This is a genomic window from Kribbella sp. NBC_01510 (assembly GCF_045040325.1).
Taxonomy (GTDB): Bacteria; Actinomycetota; Actinomycetes; order Propionibacteriales; family Kribbellaceae; genus Kribbella.
Genome location: NZ_CP109418.1, coordinates 8,843,625 through 8,864,010, shown reverse-complemented (window position 1 = coordinate 8,864,010; position 20,386 = coordinate 8,843,625). Strand labels below are relative to the sequence as shown.

Annotated in this window: 13 protein-coding genes; 5 read left to right on the top strand and 8 right to left on the bottom strand. The window is 68.8% G+C overall.

Features of this window, described 5'->3' with window-relative positions; all coding sequences use genetic code 11:
* Positions 1–34: 34 nt before the first annotated feature.
* Positions 35–1,228 carry a hypothetical protein gene (locus OG558_RS43135; RefSeq protein WP_405068200.1) on the top strand — a complete coding sequence of 398 codons (1,194 nt, stop codon included), beginning with the start codon at positions 35–37 and terminating at the stop codon, positions 1,226–1,228.
* Between the two features lie 114 nt (positions 1,229–1,342).
* Here OG558_RS43135 and OG558_RS43130 read toward each other — a convergent pair whose 3' ends face one another.
* Genes OG558_RS43130 through OG558_RS43115 form a run of 4 tightly spaced genes read right to left on the bottom strand, consistent with a single transcriptional unit; the run spans position 1,343 to position 5,453 of the window.
* Positions 1,343–2,359, bottom strand: a complete 1,017-nt coding sequence (locus tag OG558_RS43130; protein WP_405068199.1) for a glycoside hydrolase family 28 protein — start codon at positions 2,357–2,359, stop codon at positions 1,343–1,345.
* Entirely contained in the window at positions 2,325–2,630 is a 306-nt protein-coding gene (locus OG558_RS43125; RefSeq protein ID WP_405068198.1) for a hypothetical protein, read from the bottom strand. Before OG558_RS43125 ends, OG558_RS43130 begins: the two co-directional genes overlap by 35 nt.
* On the bottom strand, positions 2,627–4,051 hold the full coding sequence (locus OG558_RS43120; protein WP_405068197.1) for a glycoside hydrolase family 28 protein: 1,425 nt from the start codon (positions 4,049–4,051) through the stop codon (positions 2,627–2,629). The genes OG558_RS43125 and OG558_RS43120 overlap by 4 nt, the downstream gene beginning before the upstream one ends.
* Positions 4,052–4,061: 10 nt before the next feature.
* Complete coding sequence (locus OG558_RS43115; protein WP_405068196.1) at positions 4,062–5,453, bottom strand: glycoside hydrolase family 28 protein; 1,392 nt, start codon at positions 5,451–5,453, stop codon at positions 4,062–4,064.
* A 147-nt stretch (positions 5,454–5,600) separates the two neighbouring features.
* Here OG558_RS43115 and OG558_RS43110 point away from each other — a divergent pair, with 147 nt between their 5' ends.
* From OG558_RS43110 to OG558_RS43095, 4 genes are read left to right on the top strand one after another with little or no spacing between them, the layout of a single operon-like run.
* On the top strand, positions 5,601–7,037 hold the full coding sequence (locus OG558_RS43110) for a glycoside hydrolase family 28 protein (RefSeq protein WP_405068195.1): 1,437 nt from the start codon (positions 5,601–5,603) through the stop codon (positions 7,035–7,037).
* Positions 7,016–8,023, top strand: coding sequence for a LacI family DNA-binding transcriptional regulator (locus OG558_RS43105; RefSeq protein WP_405068194.1), 1,008 nt, complete (start codon positions 7,016–7,018; stop codon positions 8,021–8,023). The genes OG558_RS43110 and OG558_RS43105 overlap by 22 nt, the downstream gene beginning before the upstream one ends.
* Positions 8,024–8,077: 54 nt before the next feature.
* Positions 8,078–10,081 (top strand): beta-galactosidase, encoded by a 2,004-nt coding sequence (locus tag OG558_RS43100; protein WP_405068193.1) that lies wholly within the window; start codon positions 8,078–8,080, stop codon positions 10,079–10,081.
* The gene (locus OG558_RS43095) at positions 10,063–12,945 is read left to right on the top strand and encodes a glycoside hydrolase family 2 TIM barrel-domain containing protein (RefSeq protein WP_405068192.1); all 2,883 of its coding nucleotides are present in this window, start codon (positions 10,063–10,065) and stop codon (positions 12,943–12,945) included. The genes OG558_RS43100 and OG558_RS43095 overlap by 19 nt, the downstream gene beginning before the upstream one ends.
* A gap of 369 nt (positions 12,946–13,314) precedes the next feature.
* Here the strand turns inward: OG558_RS43095 and OG558_RS43090 are convergent, their stop codons facing one another.
* Genes OG558_RS43090 through OG558_RS43075 form a run of 4 tightly spaced genes read right to left on the bottom strand, consistent with a single transcriptional unit; the run spans position 13,315 to position 20,369 of the window.
* Positions 13,315–16,065, bottom strand: a complete 2,751-nt coding sequence (locus OG558_RS43090; protein WP_405068191.1) for a glycosyl hydrolase family 95 catalytic domain-containing protein — start codon at positions 16,063–16,065, stop codon at positions 13,315–13,317.
* The gene (locus OG558_RS43085; RefSeq protein ID WP_405068189.1) at positions 16,062–18,488 is read right to left on the bottom strand and encodes a glycosyl hydrolase family 95 catalytic domain-containing protein; all 2,427 of its coding nucleotides are present in this window, start codon (positions 18,486–18,488) and stop codon (positions 16,062–16,064) included. The genes OG558_RS43090 and OG558_RS43085 overlap by 4 nt, the downstream gene beginning before the upstream one ends.
* Entirely contained in the window at positions 18,485–19,261 is a 777-nt protein-coding gene (locus OG558_RS43080; protein WP_405068188.1) for an amidohydrolase family protein, read from the bottom strand. Before OG558_RS43080 ends, OG558_RS43085 begins: the two co-directional genes overlap by 4 nt.
* Entirely contained in the window at positions 19,254–20,369 is a 1,116-nt protein-coding gene (locus tag OG558_RS43075) for an FCD domain-containing protein (RefSeq protein WP_405068187.1), read from the bottom strand. The genes OG558_RS43080 and OG558_RS43075 overlap by 8 nt, the downstream gene beginning before the upstream one ends.
* Positions 20,370–20,386: the final 17 nt, after the last annotated feature.

Sequence of the window (20,386 nt, the reverse complement as noted above, 5' to 3'; positions counted from 1 at the left end):
CAACCGTAGAACCGTTCTCGGAGGAGCTCTCGCCGTGACCGCAACCACCGCGACCGGCTGGCCCGCGACCGCCGCCGCTGACACGCCGGGTTCACCCGCCGGTGGCGTGCAGCCGCATCCGGCGCCGCGGCCGGTCGCACCCGTGAACACGGAGATCGCGGCTGCGCACTCGGCGGCGTACAAGACGCTCCCGCAGGTGGTCGTCGGCGTCGACGTCGAGGATCTGATGAAGATCCACACCGCCGCCGACGCGGATGCCCTCCGCCCGCAGCTCGTCGCGCAGGTCTGGAAGGACACCGGCGTGCTCCCGACCGGTCTCCCGACGGTACGACGTGATGTCGGTGTCCCGGCCGAGTTGCCGACATTCACCGGCGTACGGCGCTACGACCGGCTCGAGGTGGCGATGCCCTTCGGGTACGTCGCCACCGTGTTCGTACTCGAGCCCGCCAAGAGTTCCCACCGCCGGGTCGCGTTCTACCACAACGGCCACGGCGAACCACTCGACACGATGCAGCGGGTCGCCCAAGGGCTCCTCGACCACGGCTACACGGTCCTGCTGTTCGCGATGCCCTTCTACCACTGGAACCCGAAGACCCTGCAGGATCCGGCGGACCCGTCGGTCATGCAACAGCCGTCGCACAACGACCTCCCGCAGTGGGAGTCCGCCGCGTACTCACCGCTCGCCCTGTTCCTGGAGCCCCTCGCGGTGGCGATGAACCACGTCCAGGCGACGTACCGGCCGTCCTCGGTGCAGATGGTCGGCCTGTCCGGCGGTGGCTGGGCAACGACGATCTACCCGGCGCTCGACCCGCGGATCACCCGGTCCTACCCGACCGCCGGCTCGCTGCCGATCTTCGTCCGGCCCGGCTCACCGAAGCCCAGCCCGACGCGGGGTGACTGGGAGCAGCGGCAGGACATGCAGCCCGGGTTCTACGGTCTGGCCGACTTCCCGGACCTCTACGCGCTGGCTGCGATCGGCCCGCATCGCCGGCAGCTCCAGATCCTCAACCGCTTCGACGAGTGCTGCTTCAACGGCGTCGGCCACCGCTCCTACGAGGCCGCGGTCCGGCAGCGGATCGCCGTGATCGGGACAGATGCCGTCAGCAACGAGTCGAACGGCCACTGGGAACTGCTCGAGGACGTCACCCACGGCCAGCACACAATCAGCCCCTACGCCCTGTCCGTCATCCTCTGGGACCTGGACATCCACTGCGCCCACCTGCCGTGAATCTTGTACCGAAGAACGGGTAGTAGTCCCACAGAACCGCGTCAGGCGAAGGGCGTCGAGCGGGCGGAGTCTGGTCGAGGATGACTACTACCCGTTCTTCGGTACGGGATGTGGTCAACGCAGTTGGTGGACGTCGGTGATGCGACGGCCGTTGACGGTGACGTTGTCGAAGATGAGCTCGGCGTGCTGGACTGTGCTGGGGGCGTCGACGGTGAAGCTGCAGTCGATCAGGCGGAAGTCCTCGATGGGTGAGCGGCGGTAGCCGCGGAGCAGCAGGGCGTTGCGAGCCCGGTGAACGGTGACGTTGCGCAGCTCGACGTTCCGGACGGACGGCGTGAGCGGGCCGGTCTCGCCTTCGCCGCGGAAGAAGTTGCACTGGACAACCTCTTTGGTCAGGTTGGAGATCGAGAGATCTCGAAGGTAGACGTTCTCCGCGAAGCCACCCCGGATCGAGTTGGTCTTGATGTACAGACCGAAGTACAGCGACGGCCCGCCGATCACGCAGTCGCGGACGAACACGTTCCGGATGCCGCCGGTCAGGTCCGAGCCGAGCGTGATCGCACCGTACTTGACCCGCAGCACGCACCGCTCGATCAGGATGTCCTCCGAAGGCACGTTCACCCGCAGCCCATCCGCCTCCCGGCCGGACTTGATCGCGATGCAGTCGTCGCCGGCGTTGATCGTGCAGCCGCGGATCAGCACCGATCGACAGGACTCGAGGTCGATGCCGTCGTTGTTCGGTCCTTGCGAATCGATCACCACGTCCCGCACGGTCACGTTCCGGCACAGCACCGGATGGACCTGCCAGAACGGCGACCGCACGATCGTCACACCTTCGATCAGCACGTTGGTACAGTCGTACGGCTGCACGAAACTCGACCGCAAGTGATACCCATCGCCGTACACCCGCTCCGCCAGGGGTACGCCGAAACACGCTTGCTGCCGGAGTTGCGCGAAGTCCTCGTCGCACTCGTGGAACCAACCCCACCAGCTGTCCCAGCCCGCCTGACCGTCGAGCGTGCCCGACCCGGTGACGGCGATGTCGGTGCATCCGTTCGCGTAGATCAGCGGTGAGTAGTTGTAGACCTCCAAGCCTTCATAGCGCGTCTTCGACCACGGGCAGGTAGTCACAGGGGTCCGTGCTGAAGAGCAACGTCGCACCCTCAGACACGTGGAGGTTGACGTGCGACCGCAGGTGGATCGCCCCGGTCTGCCAGGTCCCCGGAGGTACGACGACTCTTCCGCCGCCGGACTCGTAGCACGCGCGGATCGCGCGGGCGATCCCCTCCGTGGCGTCGGTCGCGGTCGCGCCGTACGTCGTGATCGGAAAGTCGCGGTCGGGAAAGACCGGTGGTCGGACGTCGGCCAGGATGCGGTCGGCGTCCGACCAGCCGGCCGTCACAGCAGCTGCGCCGGATCGGTGATCCGCTGGCCGTTGACGGTGAAGTTGCGGAACGACATGTCGACGTCCTGGATCTCGCTGACGTCGTCGATGCTGGTGAACGTGCAGTCGATCAGCCGGAAGTCCTGGATCGGTGAGCGCGGGTAGCCGAACATCGAGAACGCGTTGCGGGCATGGCCGACGGTGATGTTGCGCAGCTCGACGTTGCGCACCCGCGGCGTCAACGACCCGGTGTCGCCCTCGCTGCGGTAGAAGTTGCAGGAGACGACCTCCTTGGTGAGGTTCGAGATCTGCAGGTTGTCCAGGTAGATGTTCTCGGCGTAGCCGCCGCGGACCGAGTTGGTCTTGATGTAGAGGCCGAAGTACAGGTTCGGGCTGCCGATGGTGCAGTTGCGGACGAACACGTTGCGTACGCCGCCGGTCATCTCGCTGCCGATCGTGATCGCGCCGTACCGGATGTTCAGCGTGCAGTTCTCGATCAGGATGTTCTCCGACGGCACGTTGACCCGCAGGCCGTCGGCGCCGCGGCCGGACTTGATCGCGATGCAGTCGTCGCCGCAGTCGAGCGTGCAGTCCTGGATCACGACGTACTGCGAACTCTCCGGGTCGATGCCGTCGTTGTTCGGGCCGCGGCTGTCGATGTGGACGCCGCGCACGGTGATGTTGCGTGACAGCACCGGGTGAATCTCCCAGAACGGCGACCGGAGGATCGTCACGTCCTCGATCAGCACGTTGCGGCAGGACTGGGTCTCGATGAAGGCCGCCCGCAGGAAGTGGCCGGCGCCGAACACGCGATCCTGCACCGGTACGCCGTCCTCGGCCATTTGCTGCAGTGCCTGAGCGTCGGGGCTGGACGGACCGACCCAGGACCACCAGGTCTCCCAGGTCGCCCCGCCGTCGAGGGTGCCCTTGCCGGTGACCGCGATGTTCTCGCAGTCGCGGGCGTAGATCAGCGGCGAGTAGTTCATGCACTCGGCGCCCTCGAAGCGGGTCAGCACGACCGGGAGATACTGCGCCGGGTCGGTGCTGAACAGCAGGGTCGCGCCCTCGGACACATGCAGGTTCACGTTCGACTGGAGGTGGATTGCGCCAGTCAGGAACGTTCCAGCCGGTACGACGACCCGTCCGCCGCCGGACCGGTGGCAGGCGTCGATCGCGGCCGCGATGGCTGCGGTTGCGTCTGTGGTGCCGTCGGCGACGGCACCGTATTCGGTGATCGGGAAGTCACGAGGGCGAAACTGTGGCGGCCTGGTGTTCTGCAGGATCTTGCCGACCTGTCCCCAGCCAGGGCCCGGGTCGTCAGGCGCTGTCGCTGGCAGATCGGCGCCGAACGCTGGTCCGGCGATGAGGCCGGCGGCAGTCGGTGCGAGAGCGGCTCCGGCACCGAGCCGGAGGAAGTTCTTGCGGCTGAGCTTCTCCATGCAGACTCCTTCAGTTGTCGGCGCGGGCGCCGTTGATCCAGACCTGGTCCAGCCGCAGACCGTCGACGTACTGGATCGAGTTGTCCTCTTCCATCGCGTCGAAGCGGCACTGGTACAGCTGGATGTCCCGGAGCGGATCATCGGGGAGGCCGAGCAGGTTCAGCGCGCGCGGCGCGGCGGCCGCGGTCAGCTGGCTGATCGTGATGCCGTGCACGTCCGGCGGGTAGGCGCCGGTGGTGACGTTCGCGTAGTTGAGCACGATCTCGATCACCGCGTCGGCGGCCTGCCCGATAGTCACCCGCCGTACGTCGATGTTCGCGATGGTGCCGCCGCGGTCGGGGTTGCTCTTGATCCGGATCGCGCGTTCCAGCCGCGGGCTGCTCATCCGGCAGTCGCGGACGAAGATGTCCATGACACCGCCGGTGGTCTCGCTGCCGGCCGTCACGCCGCCGTTCCCGTCGGCCATCTCGCAGTCGCGGACGACGGCGTACCGGGTCGGCACGTTCACCCGGCGGCCGTCGGCGTCCTTGCCGGCCTTGAACGCGATGCAGTCGTCGCCGGTGGAGATCGTGCAGCGCTCGATCAGCACGTCGGTGCAGGACTCGGGGTCGATGCCGTCGTTGTTCGGGCCGTGTGGGCTGTCGACGGTGACGCCGCGGATGGTGACGTTGCGGCACAGCACCGGGTGGATGTTCCACATCGGGGAGTCCTTGACGGTGATGCCGTCGAGCAGGACGTTCTCGCAGCGGTTGAACTGGAGCAGGTTCGGCCGCAGGTAGTGACCGGCGCCGAACATCCGCTGGTCGACCGGAACACCGTCGGCCGCCAGCTGGATCAGCAGGGTCTTGTCCGGTGACTCGTTCGGCGGTGGGCCTCCGGTCCAGTCCCACCAATGCTCGGCGTCGGCCCGGCCGTCGAGCACGCCGCTGCCGGTGACGGCGATGTCGCGTTGTCCGTAGGCGTAGACGAAGGGGGAGTAGTTGTAGCACTCGGTCCCTTCGTAGCGCGTGGGGACTGCCGGCAGATACGCGGCGGGATCCTGACTGAACGCGAGCCTGGCGCCTGCGGCCAGATGCAGGTCGACCCCACTCAGCAGGTGGACGGCGCCGGTCCGGTAGTCACCCGCCGGTACGACGACATGGCCGCCGCCGCGCCGGTGACACGTCTCGATCGCCACCCGGATCGCCGCCGTACAGTCGGTCGAGTCGTCACCGACCGCGCCGAAGCCGGTCACGTCGTACCAGCGGTCGGGGAAGTGCGGCGGCTTGATCCGCCGCAGGATCGCGGCGACCTGGGCGTCGGCGGAAGGATGGCCTGCGGCGGCCGGGGCGGTACCGCCGCTGACGATCGCGAGAGCTCCACCGGCGAGCAGGAGGGTACGGCGGCGAACTGGGGCGGACATGCACGGCCTCCTCGAATGCAAACGATTGCAACGATCGTGCCCGGGACCGGCCGAGGTGTCAACGGGTGGCGCGGACGAACTCTTGACCGGCTCGGGATCTGCTGGATACTTGCGGGGCAAAGGTTTACCTACCCAGTGGATCGGAAGGTGCCCGCCCATGCATCCCACCCGTCGTCAGTTCTGGAAATCGGTCTTGGTGGAGTGGTTGCTACCGGCATCGGATTGCCGGCGGTCGCGAGTGTGGACCGTGAGCAGTCCGTCCGGGCCCGGATCCGCCCACCACGGTTCCGGGATGCGTGGTTCCCCATCACGGATCACGGTGCCACGCCGGAGGACGCGACCGCCGGGATCGCGGCGGCGATCCGTGCGTGTCATGCGGCCGGCGGTGGGCATGTCGTCGTACCGCCGGGGGTGTGGCACACCGGAGCGATCCAGCTCCTCAGCAAGGTCGACCTGCATCTCGAGCGGGGCGCGACGTTGCGGTTCAGCACGGATCCGGCCGACTATCTGCCGGTCGTGCGGACGCGGTGGCAGAGCGTGGAGGTGTACAACTACTCCGCGCTGATCCGTGCCGAGGGGCAGACCGACATCGGCATCACCGGCGAGGGCGTGCTCGACGGCGCCGGGGACAACGAGCACTGGTGGTATCTGATCGGCAGTGGTCAGTACGGCTGGCACACCGGCCTGCCGAACCAGCGGGCCGACTGGGCCGAGCTCGAACGCATGAACAACGAGCAGGTCTCGGTCGAGCAGCGCGTCTTCGGCGACGGCCACTACCTGCGCCCGAGCTTCATCCAGCCCTTCCGCTGCACGAACGTGCTGATCGACGGCGTGACGGTGATCAACGCCCCGATGTGGACCATTCACCCGCTCGAGTGCCACAACGTCACCGTGCAGGGAGTCACTGTCCACAACCTCGGCCCGAACGGCGACGGCTGCGATCCCGAGTCGTGCACCGACGTCCTGATCCGGGATTGCACGTTCGAGACCCACGACGACTGCATCGCGATCAAGTCCGGCCGGGACGCGGACGGCCGGCGGCTCGGTCTGCCGTCGCGCGGGATCATCGTCGAGGACTGCACGTTCGTCAGCGGCGGCGCGGCGGTCGCGGTCGGGAGCGAGATGAGCGGCGGGGTCGAGGACGTCTGGGTTCGCCGGCTGCGCATGCCGGCCGACCCGAGCGCGGACGAGGCCTGGCTGCAGTGGGTGCTGTGTGTGAAGTCGACGTCGACGCGCGGCGGGTATGTGCGCAACGTCAGCGTGCACGACGTCGATTCGCGGGCGTGGATGTATCGTCCGTTGGAGATCACCTTCAGCTACCAGGGTGGAGGGGACCAGTCCCTGTTTCCCGACGTGCGGGACATCCGGTTCGACCGGGTCCGGGTGGCCCGGGCCGAACGGGCGTACCGCATCGTGGGAGCGGAGACCCGGCGGATTCGTTCCGTCGCGATCACGAACAGCCGGTTCGACGTCGTCGCGGCGGAGGCTGTCGTACAGTACGCCGACGACGTGACGATCCGGAACGTGCGGATCGGCGACACAGAGGAACACGAGGGGCGAGGGTGGCGGAGCGGGTTCGGCTGATCGACGTGGCGCGCGAGGCGGGCACGTCGGTGTCGACCGTGTCCCGGGCGCTGAACGGTTCGGACCTGATCTCGCCCGAGGTGGTCGCCCATGTGCGCGCGGTGGCGGGCGAGCTGGGCTATCGCGCCGACAAGCGCGCGCAAGAGTTCAAACTGGGCCGTCCGTTGACGGTCGGGGTGACCGTGCCGGACCTGACGAACCCGTTCTTCTCCGAGGTCCTGAAGGGCCTCGCCGCCTCGGCGCGGGCCGGCGGCTACCGCCTGCTGATCGGGGAGAGCGGCGAGGACCCGGCCGAGGAGCTGCGGCTGGTCGAGGAGCTCGTCGACCACTCCGGCGCGCTGGTCCTGTGCAGTTCGCGCCTGACCCGCAGCGGCCTGGAGAAGGCGCTCGCGCTGCCCGTCCCGGTGGTGTGCATCAACCGGACGGTGAAGAACGCGGGCGCGGTCGCGATCGACTACCGCGCGGCGAGCCGTCTGCTGCTCGAACACCTCACCGGCCTAGGCCATCGCCGGGTCCTGTACGTCGGCGGCCCGGCCGCCTCCTGGTCCGATGGCGAGCGCCGCCGGACCCTGCGCCGGACCGCTCGTGCCCTCGACGTCACACTGGACGAGATCGACGGCGGCTGGGCCGGGAACCACGGGTACGACGCCGGCCCGACCGTACTGCGGAGCCGGGCGACCGCGGTGATCACCTTCAACGACCTGGTCGGCGTCGGGCTGCTCAGCTGGATGCACGACAACGACGTCGAGGTCCCGGCCGAGCTCTCGGTCGCGTCGTACGACGACATCCCGATCGCGGCGTACGCGCGGCCGCCGTTGACCTCGTTGCGGAACGAGCGAGCCCGGTTGGGGGAGCTGGCCTGGCAGCAGCTCACCACCCGTCTCGCCGGCAACGACTGGCCGCCGCCGGATCTGCTCACGCCTGAGCTGGTCGTGCGCGCCAGCACGGGGCCTGCGCGGCGCCGGGCGCGGATCCGCGCGCACTGAACGCCTGCATGCAAACGATTGCACGCAGCCGGTGTAGTCGGCTAGCGTTGGCTCATGCTGCCGCCACGTGTCGTGCTGGGGACGGCCTACTACCCGGAGTACCTGCCGCGTGAGCTCGGCGATCGGATCGGCACCGACCTGGACCTGATGGCGGCCGCCGGCCTCACCGCGATCCGGGTGGGCGAGTCGGTCTGGTCGACCTGGGAACCGCGCGACGGCGTCTTCGAGCTCGAATGGATCCGCCCGGTGCTCGACTGTGCCGCTCAGCGCGGGATCGACGTCGTCCTCGGGACTCCGACGTACGCCGTCCCGCCGTGGCTGCAGCGGGCGCATCCGGAGATCGCGGCCGAGCGTCGTGCCGGGGAACGGGTGCCGTGGGGGATTCGTCAGGAGATCGACTATGGCCACCCGGTGTTCCGGTTCCACGCGGGGCGGGTGATCCGGCGGATCGTCGAGCGGTACCGCGACCATCCGGCGGTGATCGGCTACCAGGTCGACAACGAGCCGGGGGTGTTGCTCGCGCACAACGAGGGCGCGTTCCAGGCGTTCGTTGCGCGATTGCAGGACAAGTATGGCGACGTCGAGACGCTGAACGAGGCGTGGGGACTGACGTACTGGTCACATCGGTTGAGTGACTGGCCGGAGTTGTGGCGGCCGGAGGGGAACAGCACTCCGTCGTACGACCTGGCCTGGCGACGGTTCCAGGCGGAGCGGACGACCGAGTTCATCGGGTGGCAGGCGGAGCTCGTGCGGGAGTTGCGGCGGCCGGAGCAGTTCGTGACGACGTGCCTGGCCTACGACCGGCCGGCGGTGGCCGACGTACCGCTGACCTCGCGCCTTGACGTTGCTGCGGGCAACATCTACGTGGATGTCCAGGACGGGCTCGAGCGGCCGGCCCGGCCGTCGCGGCTCGACGTGGGCTGGATCGGGCGCAGTGTCGCCGAGCTGTACCTGGCGGCGGACCGGGTGTACGGGTCGCGAGGCGAGCCGTTCCTGGTCACCGAGACGAACGCGACGTCGATCGGCGGGTCGCACCAGAACCGTCCGCCGTACGACGGTCAGCTGCGGCAACTCGCGTGGGCGATGGTGTCGCGTGGTGCGCGGATGGTCGAGTACTGGCACTGGCACTCGATCCACCACGGCGCGGAAACCTTCTGGGGCGGCATCCTCGGCCACGGTCTCCAACCGGGACGCGTGTATGACGAGATCGCGACGATCGGTGCCGAGTTGACCGCGGCCGGATCAGCGCTGGCCGGATTGCGGCCGGACGTTGACGTGGCGGTCGTGTGGTCGACGGAGAGCGATTGGGCGCTGCAGTTCCAGCCTCCGCTGGCGCATCCGGGAGGTGCTCCGGACAGCTCGTCGTACCGGACGATCGTCGGCGCCTTCTACGCCGGCGTACTCGATGCCGGATTGCAGCCGGGGGTCGTGCCGATCGAGCGGCTCGGTGGGGATCCGGCAGCCCTGGTGTCCCGGTATCCGGCGCTGGTTGTTGCTGCGCTGTACGTCGCCTCTGACGAGCAACTGGACTGGCTGGTCGAGTACGCGCGGGCCGGCGGTCATCTGATCGTGGGACCGCGGACCGGCTATGCGGATCCGGAGGCCCGCGCACGGGCTGAGGTCGCGCCGGGTCGGCTGCGGGATGCGGCCGGGGTGCACTACCTGGAGTACGAGAACTTGCTCGACGACGTACCGGTGACGGGTCTGAACGGGCATGCGACGCGGTGGGCAGAGGCGTTGATCGTTGACGATGCCGAGCCGCTGGCGTGGCTCGAGCATCCCCGCGGTCGGCCGATCGTCACCACGCGACGGTTCGGTGCGGGCCGGGTCACGTATGTCGGCACGGTGCCGGACCCGGCGTTGGCGGCTGCCATCCATGGGAAGTCCGCCAGCTGGGCTCCATCGGTGACCGTGTTGTCGGCGGTGAACTCCGCGGGGGAGCGGTTGTGGTTCGTGCACAACTGGTCTGGGGCCGAGGTGGCAGTGAAAGGGCTTGAACTCGGGCCTTGGGATGTTCGGATGCTCAGAGAGGACCGCGGATGTACTTCGACGATCTGACGCCGAGCACGGGATGCCGGGAACCGCGGGCCTGGCTCAGGTCCTCGCGACCGCGGCTCAGCCTGAACGGGCGGTGGAAGTTCGAGCTGTGGAGCGACCCGGCCGACGCACGGGCAGTGCCCGATGTCCGCGAGGACTGCGGCGAACTGGAGATCCCCGGACACTGGGTGCTGCAGGGCCACCACCGGCCGCGGTACACGAACACCGCCTTCCCGTTCCCGATCGACCCGCCGCGGACGCCGGACGCGAACCCGACCGGCGATCACTGGCGCTGGTTCGATCTCCCGGACGACTGGCCGGCGGACGGCGCCGTACTGCGCTTCGACGGGGTCGACTCGTGCTTCAAGGTGTGGCTGAACGGGACGGAGGTCGGTGCGGCGAAGGGGAGCCGGCTGCCGAGTGAGTTCGACGTCGGCGAGTTGCTGCGGCCTGGACGGAACCTGCTCGCGGTGCGGGTTCACCAATGGTCCTCGGGCAGCTACCTCGAGGATCAGGACATGTGGTGGCTGCCGGGCATCTTCCGCGACGTGACGCTGCTCGCCCGCCCGTTGATCGACGATGTGTTCGTCCATGCGGACTACGACCACCTGACCGGCTCCGGGAGGTTGCTCGTGGAGACCGAGACCGGCGCGGTGGTGCGGATCCCGGAGCTCGGGATCGAGATCGCGGCCGGTGTGCCGGTGACGCTCCCGGCCGTCGAGCCGTGGTCGGCCGAGGCACCACGGCTGTACGACGCGACCGTCGCCGTACCCGGGGAGACGGTCGAGCTGCGGATCGGCTTCCGGACCGTCGCGATGACCGATGGTCTGCTCACCGTCAACGGCCGGCCGCTGTTCTTCCGCGGGGTGAACCGGCACGAGCACGACGAGCGCCGCGGCCGCGCGCTCACCGTCGATGCGATGCGCCAGGACCTGGTGCTGATGAAACAGCACAACCTCAACGCGGTCCGGACCGCGCACTATCCGCCGCATCCCGCGTTCCTCGACCTGTGCGACGAGCTCGGGCTGTGGGTGATCGACGAGTGCGACCTGGAGACCCACGGTTTCATCTACACCGACTGGCGCGGGAACCCGGCCGACGATCCGGACTGGGCCCCGATGATGCTGGACCGGATGCGCCGGATGGTGGAGCGCGACAAGAACCACCCGAGCGTGATCGTCTGGTCGCTGGCCAACGAGAGCCACCGCGGCCGGAACTTCGGCACGCTGGCCGGCTGGACCCGGGAGCGGGATCCCAGCCGGGCCGTGTTCTACGAGCGGGACCGCAGCTACGAGTTCTCCGACTTCTACAGCCTGATGTACACGCCGCTGGAGGATCTGGAGGCGATCGGCACCCGCACCGAGGACGTGCCGCCGGAGACCGCCGACGACCCGGCGCTGGAGACCCGCCGCCGCGGGCTGCCGTTCGTCCTGGCCGAGTACGCGCATGCCATGGGCAACGGTCCCGGCGGGCTGGCCGACTACCAGCGGGTGCTGGAGCGGTACCCGCGGCTGCAGGGCGGGTTCGTCTGGGAGTGGATCGACCACGGCTTGCTGTTGCCCGGAGCAACCGATCATGTGTACGGCGGGGACTTCGGGGAGCGCGTCCACGGCGCGAACTTCTGCATCGACGGACTGCTGTTCCCCGACCGCACCCCGTCGCCGGGGCTGATCGAGTACAAGAAGGTGATCGAGCCGGTCCGCATCACGGGGACCGAGCCACTCACCATCCACAACCTCCGCACCTTCACAGCGCTCGACGACCTGGAGTTCGTGTGGTCGGAGGAAGTGGACGGGGTCGAGGTGCGAGCCGGCCAACTGGAGGTGCCCGAGGTCGGCCCGGGCGAGTCGGTGGGGGTCAGGCTGGACATCCGAGCACCGGGTGATGTGGTGGGCGAGCGGTGGTTGACGGTCCGAGCTGTGCTGGCGAAGGACGAACCGTGGGCCGAGGCGGGCCATGAGATCGCGTGGGCGCAGTTCGCGTTGCCGAGTGCGCCGCCGAAGGACCCGTCGCCGGTGCGGGTTCCAGTCGTGCACCGGGCTGGTGACCTCGTGCTTGGTGGCGGTGAGTTCGACCGTCGAACCGGGCGACTGATGCGGTTGTTCGGAGTGCCGGTCGACGGTCCGCGACTTGACTTGTGGCGGGCGCCCACCGACAACGACAACGGGCAGGGTGGCCGCAACGCGGTGGTCACGGAGTGGCGGACCGCGGGGCTGGACCGGCTTCTGCATCGGGTGGATGAGGTCGAGACCGGGGAGCGCGAACTGGTAGTGCGGACCCGGGTCGCGCCGGACGGGCTCGGGCTCGGCGTGCGCGCGACGTACCGATGGGTGGCGCTCGGGGATTGCCTGCGACTGACGATGGACGTGGTGCCGGAGGGGGAGTGGGGCGGTACGGCGGTCACGCCGCGGTGTGGGAGTTGGCCGCGCGTCGGCGTACGGATGGCCGTGCCTCGCAGCCTGGACAACGTGCGCTGGTACGGCGGTGGACCGGGGGAGGCGTACGCCGACAGCCGCGAGGCGGCCCGCGTCGGACGGTACGTGCGCACGGTAGACGAGTTGCAGACGCCGTACGTCGTACCGCAGGAGAACGGATCGCGGATCGACGTGCGCTGGGCCGAACTGACCGATGCTGACGGCAACGGTTTGCGGGTGGCGGGCTCGCCGTCCTTCCAGCTCACCGCACGGCGGTGGACTAGCGAGGACCTCGAACTCGCCCGCCACCGCTCGGACCTCAGCTCACGAGACCACGTCTACCTCAATCTCGACCTGGCCCAGCACGGCCTCGGCTCCGCCTCCTGCGGTCCGCCCGCCACAGCGCAACACGCACTCGAGGTAGCTCCCCGCACCTTCGGTTTGTTGTTCCGTCAACTCGGCGCGACCTGACCGGATTGATCGGTGAGATTGCCGTGACCTCGGGCAGGTAGTGGGGACCTCGCACATGGCACAGCCTGTCCGAGGTCGCCAGATGGTGTCCCGGGTTCGGTATCGGCACGGTCCCCGGCCAGCAGGACGAGTGCGTCCAGTCACTGCATCTGCCCGCCGGTGCGGGCCGCTCGGGTGCGGACGGTGGTTGGGGTGTGCAAGCTCGACAGGAGGTGTCCGCCTCGCATCGGCCGGGCAGACCGCGGCCAGGCGTGAATGCCTCACCCGACCAGCACCCCTGGACCGACACCTCCTGTCGAGCTTGCACGGCCGGCCGGCCGGCCGGTCGGTCTGGTCGAGGAGGTGCGCGACCAGACCGACCGTCGATCTTCAGTTCGGAATGACGAAGCTGATGTAGGTCGAGTTGCCCTTGTTCGGCACACTCGCGTTGGCGCCCAGTGCCAGTGGGCCTGCCGGCACATCACGCTTGAAGAGGACGAGCCGCTGGTCTGTCGTGCCGACGGTCTCACCGGTCCTGGTGAAGCTGCTGAGCCAGGACGGCCACCACACGTTCTCCCCACGTGGGTCGAACGCGACGTAGACGGTCGCGGGCCGCGTCAGATTCAGAGTCAGGTAATCGTCGGGACCTGTGGCCTTGGAGTCGTCGTTGGCTCCCTGGACCAATGCCTGACCGGTCAGCTCCGCAGGCAGATCGGTGATCGTGTAGCTGCGATCCACGTAGATCGGTGCACCCGCCTGAGCCTTCACGAGGTTGGACAGCTTCTCCGGCGTACGCACACTGACCAGGTCGCTGAGCAGTGGCGGCTCACTCGCCGGTACGCCGAGCATCCGGCTGCCGACCGTCTTCACCGCTGTGGCCGGCTGGCCGGTCAACGGCACGAACCGGAACGACGACAACGGTACGGCGACCCGCTCGACGGTGTACGAGGCGTGGGGTGCCACCGCGATCGACACCACCTCGGCAGAGGTCGGCGATACGACGGTCCCGCCGTGCGAGTCGATCACGCGCACCTGTTGCCCCGGCCACGGGTTGCGGACGCGCAGCGTGTCACGACTGCCTGCCTCGATCCCGATCAGGTTCGGTACGCCGTCATGCACCTCGGTGCTGATCCGGTGGCCACCTTCGATCTGCACCGAGCCGGACACGTCCCAGTCCTTCGGCCACGCCGGTGCGACGTCGACGACACCGTCGTACGACTGGACCAGCGCCTCCTGCAGGCCGGTCGTCACCACGCCGCCCCACTCGTTGTAGAAGCTGTGGTTCCGGACCGCCTCCTGACCGGTGCGGTGGACGGTGAAGCCGTTCGGGTAGATCTGGAAGTCCTGGATGCCCTTCAGCAGCAGCCGTTTCACCTCTTCGGAGAGCCCGAGTCGCGCGGCCCACGTGGTGTCCATGCCCCAGTCCTTGTCCTGGGGATAGACCCGCTGACGATAGGTCGCCTGCATCAGGTCGGAGGTCTCGTCGAAGAGGCCCCAGGGCCAGAGCGCCTCCATCTCAGGGTTCTGCGTGTTGTGCGCCGCTTCGTCCGTGCCGGACCACGCGAGTACCTCCTCGCCCCCACGCTGAACCGTTCGGAACGGCGGGAGCTTCCCTAGCGCGTCCCGGAGCTGCGTCGCCAGTGCGGTGTCGCCCCGCGACGAGGCGAGGTCGGCGACGATCGGGAAGATGACCCGCATCGCGGCGAGGTCCGGGACGGGGTCGCTGGTGTCCCACTGCACTTCGAGCGCGTTGACATGTTCGAGATGCAGCAGGCCGTCCGCACCGGGTGTCAGCGCCGACAGATAGAACTTCGCCACGTCCCGCATCAGCGGATAGCTGCGGTTCAGCAGCGCCTTGTCGCCGGTGTAGCGGTATTGCTGCCAGATGTTGTTCACCAACTCCGGTCCGCTGCTGAGGATCCGGGTCACCCAGCTCGGTTCACTCGTGTTGTCGCAGCCGTCGCCGGTCCCGTCGTACCGGAGGAACTCGGGCACGCACAGCCCTTGCCCGCCGATCCAGTGGGTCCGGGTCCACTCCCGCATCAGCTCGGCACGGTCGAGGTAGAAGCGGAAGTACGGCGCGTTCAGGTCGGCGATGCCCGCGCCGAGGTTGGTGGACACGAGCTCGCGCAGGTTGAAGTGCCAGTACGAGTCCTGCGCCCAATCGGCCTGGTCCTGCGCCGAGGAGAACATCCGTACGACGGCTCCGTGCGTACTCGGCACGTCGCCACGCATCGACGCGGCCATCGTGTAGAGCTGAAGCGTGCGGAGGTTCTCGACGTACTCACCGCTGCCGTCGGCCGACGTGATCCGCATCGGCGCCGCCTTGGCCCAGAACGCGTGCCACCAGGCCAGATGGTTGGTCTGCGAGTCGACCACGGCCCGCTTCGCCGCCGCCCGCAGATCACCACCGCGGTACGACGGAACGCCGACGACCAGCCGGAAGCTGCCATCCGCGTTGGGCCGGAAGCTGAGCCGGACCGTCAACGGGTCGATCACGGACGCCGAGACGTCCCGGGCGTGCGCGGTGAGGGCGGCGACCGCGCCGGTGATGCTGCCGGATGCGCTGTCGTGGAAGGTCTCCGCCAGCGCGGCGACAGCATCGGCCGCGCTGGTGGTCGGTGTCCGCCCCGGCCAGAGCTTGAGGTCGGCTGTCTGCGGCTTCGAGGGATCAGCCCCGGTGACCTCGAGCACGAACTGATCCGCGTCGGCGCGCACGTAGGAACGAGCCGTCATCCCGCCGCCATGCTGCACGAGCTGGCCGTCGTACAGCGCCAGCCGGCCGCTGTAGTCCGTTGCCCGCATCAACGGATCGAGACCGGGTACGACGAGGCGCCCGGCGGACTTGAGATCCGGGAAGGTGTCGACCCGGTTGAGCTGGGCGCTGAAGCCCTTCTCGGCCCACACCGCGGCGCCGAGTACGCCGTTGCCGAGTGGCATGGCCTGGTACGCGCGCCAGGCCGGACCTTCCTGGACGAGATCGGACCGAGCGACCAGCCCGGCCGGGTCGGTGCGCAGGGCGCCGTCGTGCCAGGCCGTCGTGGGCTGGTCGGAGGCTGTGGACGGGCCCGCCGCGGCGAGCGATCCAGTGCTGGTGGCGAGCAGAGCGATGAGCAAGGGCAGGGTCCATCTAGTTCTCATGAGCGCGGCTCGATCAGGTAGTCGACGCCTCGCTGGGTGCGGAACTCGACCACGCCGTCCTCGGGCCGGGCGAACGCGACCGGACCAGAGGTGGACGTCACGTCGACCTGTCCGCCGGTGCGCAACCGGAGACGGTTGCCCAGCAGGGAACGGATCCGGGCCTTGGTCAGCTTGCCCTCCGACCAGGACAAGTCCAGATCGAACCCGCCCCGCGCCCGCAGACCGCGGATACGGCCGGTTGAGAACGCGGCCGGCAGACACGGCAGCAGCGCGACCTCGCCGGAGTGGCTCTGCATGAGCATCTCGGTGATGCCGGAGATGCCGCCGAAGTTCCCGTCGATCTGGAACGGCGGGTGCAGGTCGAACATGTTCGGCGCGGTGCGACCGGGAGCCAGGAGTTGCGTGAGGTGTTTGTACGCGTTGTCCGGTTCGAGCAGCCGGGCACGCAGGTTCAGCTTCCAGGCCAGCGACCACCCTGCCGTGACGGCCGGGCCGCGGAGCTCCAGCGACTTCCGCGCAGCGTCGGCGAGTTCCGGCGTACGGCGGGGAGTCACCTGGTCGCTCGGGAACACGGCCCACAGGTGCGAGACATGGCGACTTGTCTCCAGCGCGGCCTCCTCCCAGTCGATCAGCCATTCCTGGATCTGACCGAGGTACCCGATCTGGATCGGCGCCAGCCGCGACCGGGCGGCAGCCGCCTGAGCGGCCAGTGCGGAGTCCTCACCGAGCAGGGCGGATGCCTCACCGAACACCTTGAACAGGTCGTGCAGGATCTCGGTATCCATCGTCGGGCCCGCGCACATGCTCACCCCGACGTTGTCATAGTCGTGGTGCTTGACCTCCGGCGAGTGCGACGGGCTGGTCACCAGCCAGCCCGTCTTCGCGTCAGCCTGCAACTGGTCGAGGAAGAACTCCACGGATCCCCGCAACACCGGGTAGTACCGGCGCAACATCGCCAGGTCGCCGGTGTATTCGTACCGCTCCCAGAACAGCAGCGACAACCACGCGCCGCCGGTCGGCCAGACCCCGTAGAACGCGAAGTCGACCGGAGCCGTCCCGCGCCAGCCGTCCGTATTGTGGTGGGCGACCCACCCGGGAGCGTCGTACATCGTCGCGGCCGTCCGCGCGCCGGACTCGGCCAGCTCCGTGATCATCTGGAACAGCGGGTCCCAGCACTCGGCGAGGTTGGTGGGACCGGCCGGCCAGTAGTTCATCTCGCAGTTGATGTTCAGCGTGAACTTCGACTGCCACTCCGGCAGCATCTTGTAGCTCCAGATGCCCTGCAGGTTGGCCGGTTGCCCGGGGCTGCGCGAACTGGAGATCAGCAGATAGCGGCCGAACTGGTAGTACAGCGCGGCCAGTTGCGGATCGCCGCCGTTGCGGAACGCGATCACCCGCTGATCAGTCGGCAGCGCGATCGAGTCCGACGTCCCGAGATCGATGTCGAGCCGGCCGAACAGCCGCTGGTAGTCCTCGACGTGCTCGTGCCGCAGCCGTCCGTACGCCGGACGCTCCGTGGGCAACGGTGCGACGGCCCGAGCCACCTGGTCGGCGCTGACGTCGACGTAATTGCGGTAGCTGGTCCCGACCGAGAACACCAGCGTGACCGCGTCGGCGCCCGCGACGGTGAGTTTGCCGTCGGCAACAGTCGTCGTACCGGCCTCGGTGAACGCGCGCAGCAACGCACAGAACTTGACCGACCCGGTCAGCCCTTCGGCGTCGCCACTGATCCCGTTGAGCGCGAGCGTGCGGTCGTCGAAGCGATCGACGGTGGCCGCCTGCTCGGTGGTGAAGGTTGCGTCGAAACTGATCGAGCCGCGTCGATCGGCCGTCAGCCGCATCATCAGCACCTGCGCCGGGTGTGAGACGAACACCTCGCGGCTGTACCGCACACCGTCGGCCACGTAGCTGACCGAGGTGATCGCCGTGGTCAGATCAAGCTCTCGCCGGTACGACGAGACGCCGGCCTCGGTGATGCCGGGGAAGGTCATCATCAGGTTGCCGACCGGCTGGTACTGCATCTGCTCGGTCGGCCGGCCCATGAAGTGCTCGTCCGCGAGGTTCTGCGCGTCGAGGTACTTCTCCTCGGCGATCAGCCGGCGGATCTCCGGGAGCACCTCACGTCCGACCGGATCGTCGTACTGGTGCGGGCCGCCGGCCCAGATCGAGTCCTCGTTGAGTTGTAGCTGTTCGGTCGCGGTCCCGCCGTACACCATGGCGCCGAGCCGCCCGTTGCCGATGGCAAGGGCTTGGAGCCATTCGGTGGCGGGCTGGGTGTACCAGAGTTGGAGCGGGTTGGTCTCGCTGCCGGCGGTCTCGACGGCGGCGGCGGACAAGGGGTCGGTGAGCGAGCCGGCGACGACAGCGGTGCCGGCCGCGGCGCCTGCGGTCCGCAGGACCTGGCGTCGGGTGTATTCGGTCATGGGGCGGTCTCCCTGGGGCGGTAGATGCGCTGGGCGGTGCCGCGGAACACGTCGTTGTGCGTGGCGGGTGGGAGCAAGGCAGCGGTACGACGGACAACGTCGGAACGACTGCCCGTGAGCGTGCAGACGGGCCAGTCGGAGCCGAACATCAACCGCTCGCTGCCGAAGAGGTCGAGAGTGATGCCGACGAGGTCGCTGAAGTCGTCGAACGGTAGATGGGCGGTGCCGGAGAGCTTCACGGTCACGTTCGGCGCTGCGGCGAGGGCCTTCATCCCCGTCAGCCAGTCGGTGTCGACGGCGTTCGGGTTGCCGAGGTGGTCCAGCACCAGGCGGGCTTCGGGCACTGCGTCGGCGAGCCGTGCGGCGCCGATCAGCGCGGGTGGGCGGAGGAGCAGGTCGATGGCGAGGCCGGCGTCGGTGGCGGCTCGCACACCGCTGATGTGTTCGGGGCTGGTGAGCGCTTCCGGATCGGTCTGGTCGGCCGGTGGGCTGCGGATGCCGACGAGCCTCGGGTCGTTCGGTAGGTGGAGGGTGGAGCCGAGAAGGTCGAACCACCCGACGACGCCGACCACCGCGGGAGTGCGGGCCGCGAGGTCGAGCAGGTCGTGGACCTCGGCCGGATCGGCGTCCGCCTGGACGAGCACCAGCTCAGCGAGCGGGCCGTCCTCGGCGAGATCCGTGAGTGCGAAGTCGCGACGCAAGGGATGACCCTCGGGGAGCCACGGCAGTTCGCGTCGTGCGATGTCCCAGACATGAACGTGCGCATCAATCATGGCGGCCGGCGGGTCTGGTGATGGAGCTTTCGCCGCGGGCGTGGGCCGAGAACAGGCGGGCGGCGTCCTCGGGGTCGCTGCCGGCGAGCACCTCGATCAGGTCCAGGTGCCGGCGCGCCATCAGGCCCCAGTCGCCGGCGTACATGGCGTTGGACACGACCTGCAGGTTCCACAGCGCGGGCTCGAGAGTGCGCCAGACGCGCAGCAGCATCGAGTTGCCGCTGGTCGCGAGGACCTGGCGGTGGAAGCGCAGGTCGGCCTCGCGGAAGGCGCCGATGTCGTGGTGATCGGCGGCGTCGGTCATCCGCTGTACCTCGATCCGCAGCAGGTCCAGCTCGTCCGGCGGGACGTGGCCGGTCGCGCGCCGGGCCGCCGCGGCCTCGAGCAGGACGCGGACCTCGCGTGCCTCCCGGGCCTCCACCTGGGAGATCTCGGTGACGAAGTTCCCCAGCCGCGGCTGGTACGTGACCAGTCCTTCGTGGGCGAGCCGTCGTACCGCTTCCCGGGCTGGGGTCTGGCTGGTGCCGAGGACGCGGGCGATCTCGGACTCGACCACGCGCATGCCGGGGGCGAGTTCGCCGGACAGGATCCAGCCGCGGATGGCGTCGTACACCCGATCCGACAGCAGCTCGGTCTCGCCCGACGGCGGGGGCGGTGGTTGCGTGGAACGCAACGCGATCCCGCCACCGGTGCGGTGGTGCTGCAGTTCTTCGCGACGACGACGCGAAACCGTCGACTGCGAGACGCCGTACGAGGCCGCGACGTCGCGGGTCGAGGGCCGGTGTCCGGATCCGGCCATCGATGTTGCCGCCAGCGCGCCGAGCTGGACCCGGTCGACCATCCGCGGCCGGCCGCTGCGCATGCCGTCGTCGAGGCCGGCCATCCCCATCCGCAGGAACCGCCGCCGCCACTTGCCGACCGTGCCCGGGGTGACCGTGAGCAGGTCCGCGACGTCCTTGTTCGACCGGCCCTCGGCGCAGGCGAGCACGATCCGGGCGCGCAACCGCATCCCCGCGCTGGTCCGCGGACCGGTCACGAGCCGGCTGAGCGCGGTCCGCTCGGCCGTCGACAAGGTCAGCGGCGACTTGGGTCTTCCGGCATCGGGCATGGCTGCATGGTGACCCC

What these genes read in the sequence shown, in the direction of transcription:
- OG558_RS43095 (WP_405068192.1), top strand. Translation starts at nt 10,063, where the DNA reads ATGTACTTCGACGATCTGACGCCGAGCACGGGATGCCGGGAACCGCGG.
- OG558_RS43080 (WP_405068188.1), bottom strand. Translation starts at nt 19,261, where the DNA reads ATGATTGATGCGCACGTTCATGTCTGGGACATCGCACGACGCGAACTG.
- OG558_RS43085 (WP_405068189.1), bottom strand. Translation starts at nt 18,488, where the DNA reads ATGACCGAATACACCCGACGCCAGGTCCTGCGGACCGCAGGCGCCGCG.
- OG558_RS43115 (WP_405068196.1), bottom strand. Translation starts at nt 5,453, where the DNA reads ATGTCCGCCCCAGTTCGCCGCCGTACCCTCCTGCTCGCCGGTGGAGCT.
- OG558_RS43090 (WP_405068191.1), bottom strand. Translation starts at nt 16,065, where the DNA reads ATGAGAACTAGATGGACCCTGCCCTTGCTCATCGCTCTGCTCGCCACC.
- OG558_RS43075 (WP_405068187.1), bottom strand. Translation starts at nt 20,369, where the DNA reads ATGCCCGATGCCGGAAGACCCAAGTCGCCGCTGACCTTGTCGACGGCC.
- OG558_RS43120 (WP_405068197.1), bottom strand. Translation starts at nt 4,051, where the DNA reads ATGGAGAAGCTCAGCCGCAAGAACTTCCTCCGGCTCGGTGCCGGAGCC.
- OG558_RS43100 (WP_405068193.1), top strand. Translation starts at nt 8,078, where the DNA reads ATGCTGCCGCCACGTGTCGTGCTGGGGACGGCCTACTACCCGGAGTAC.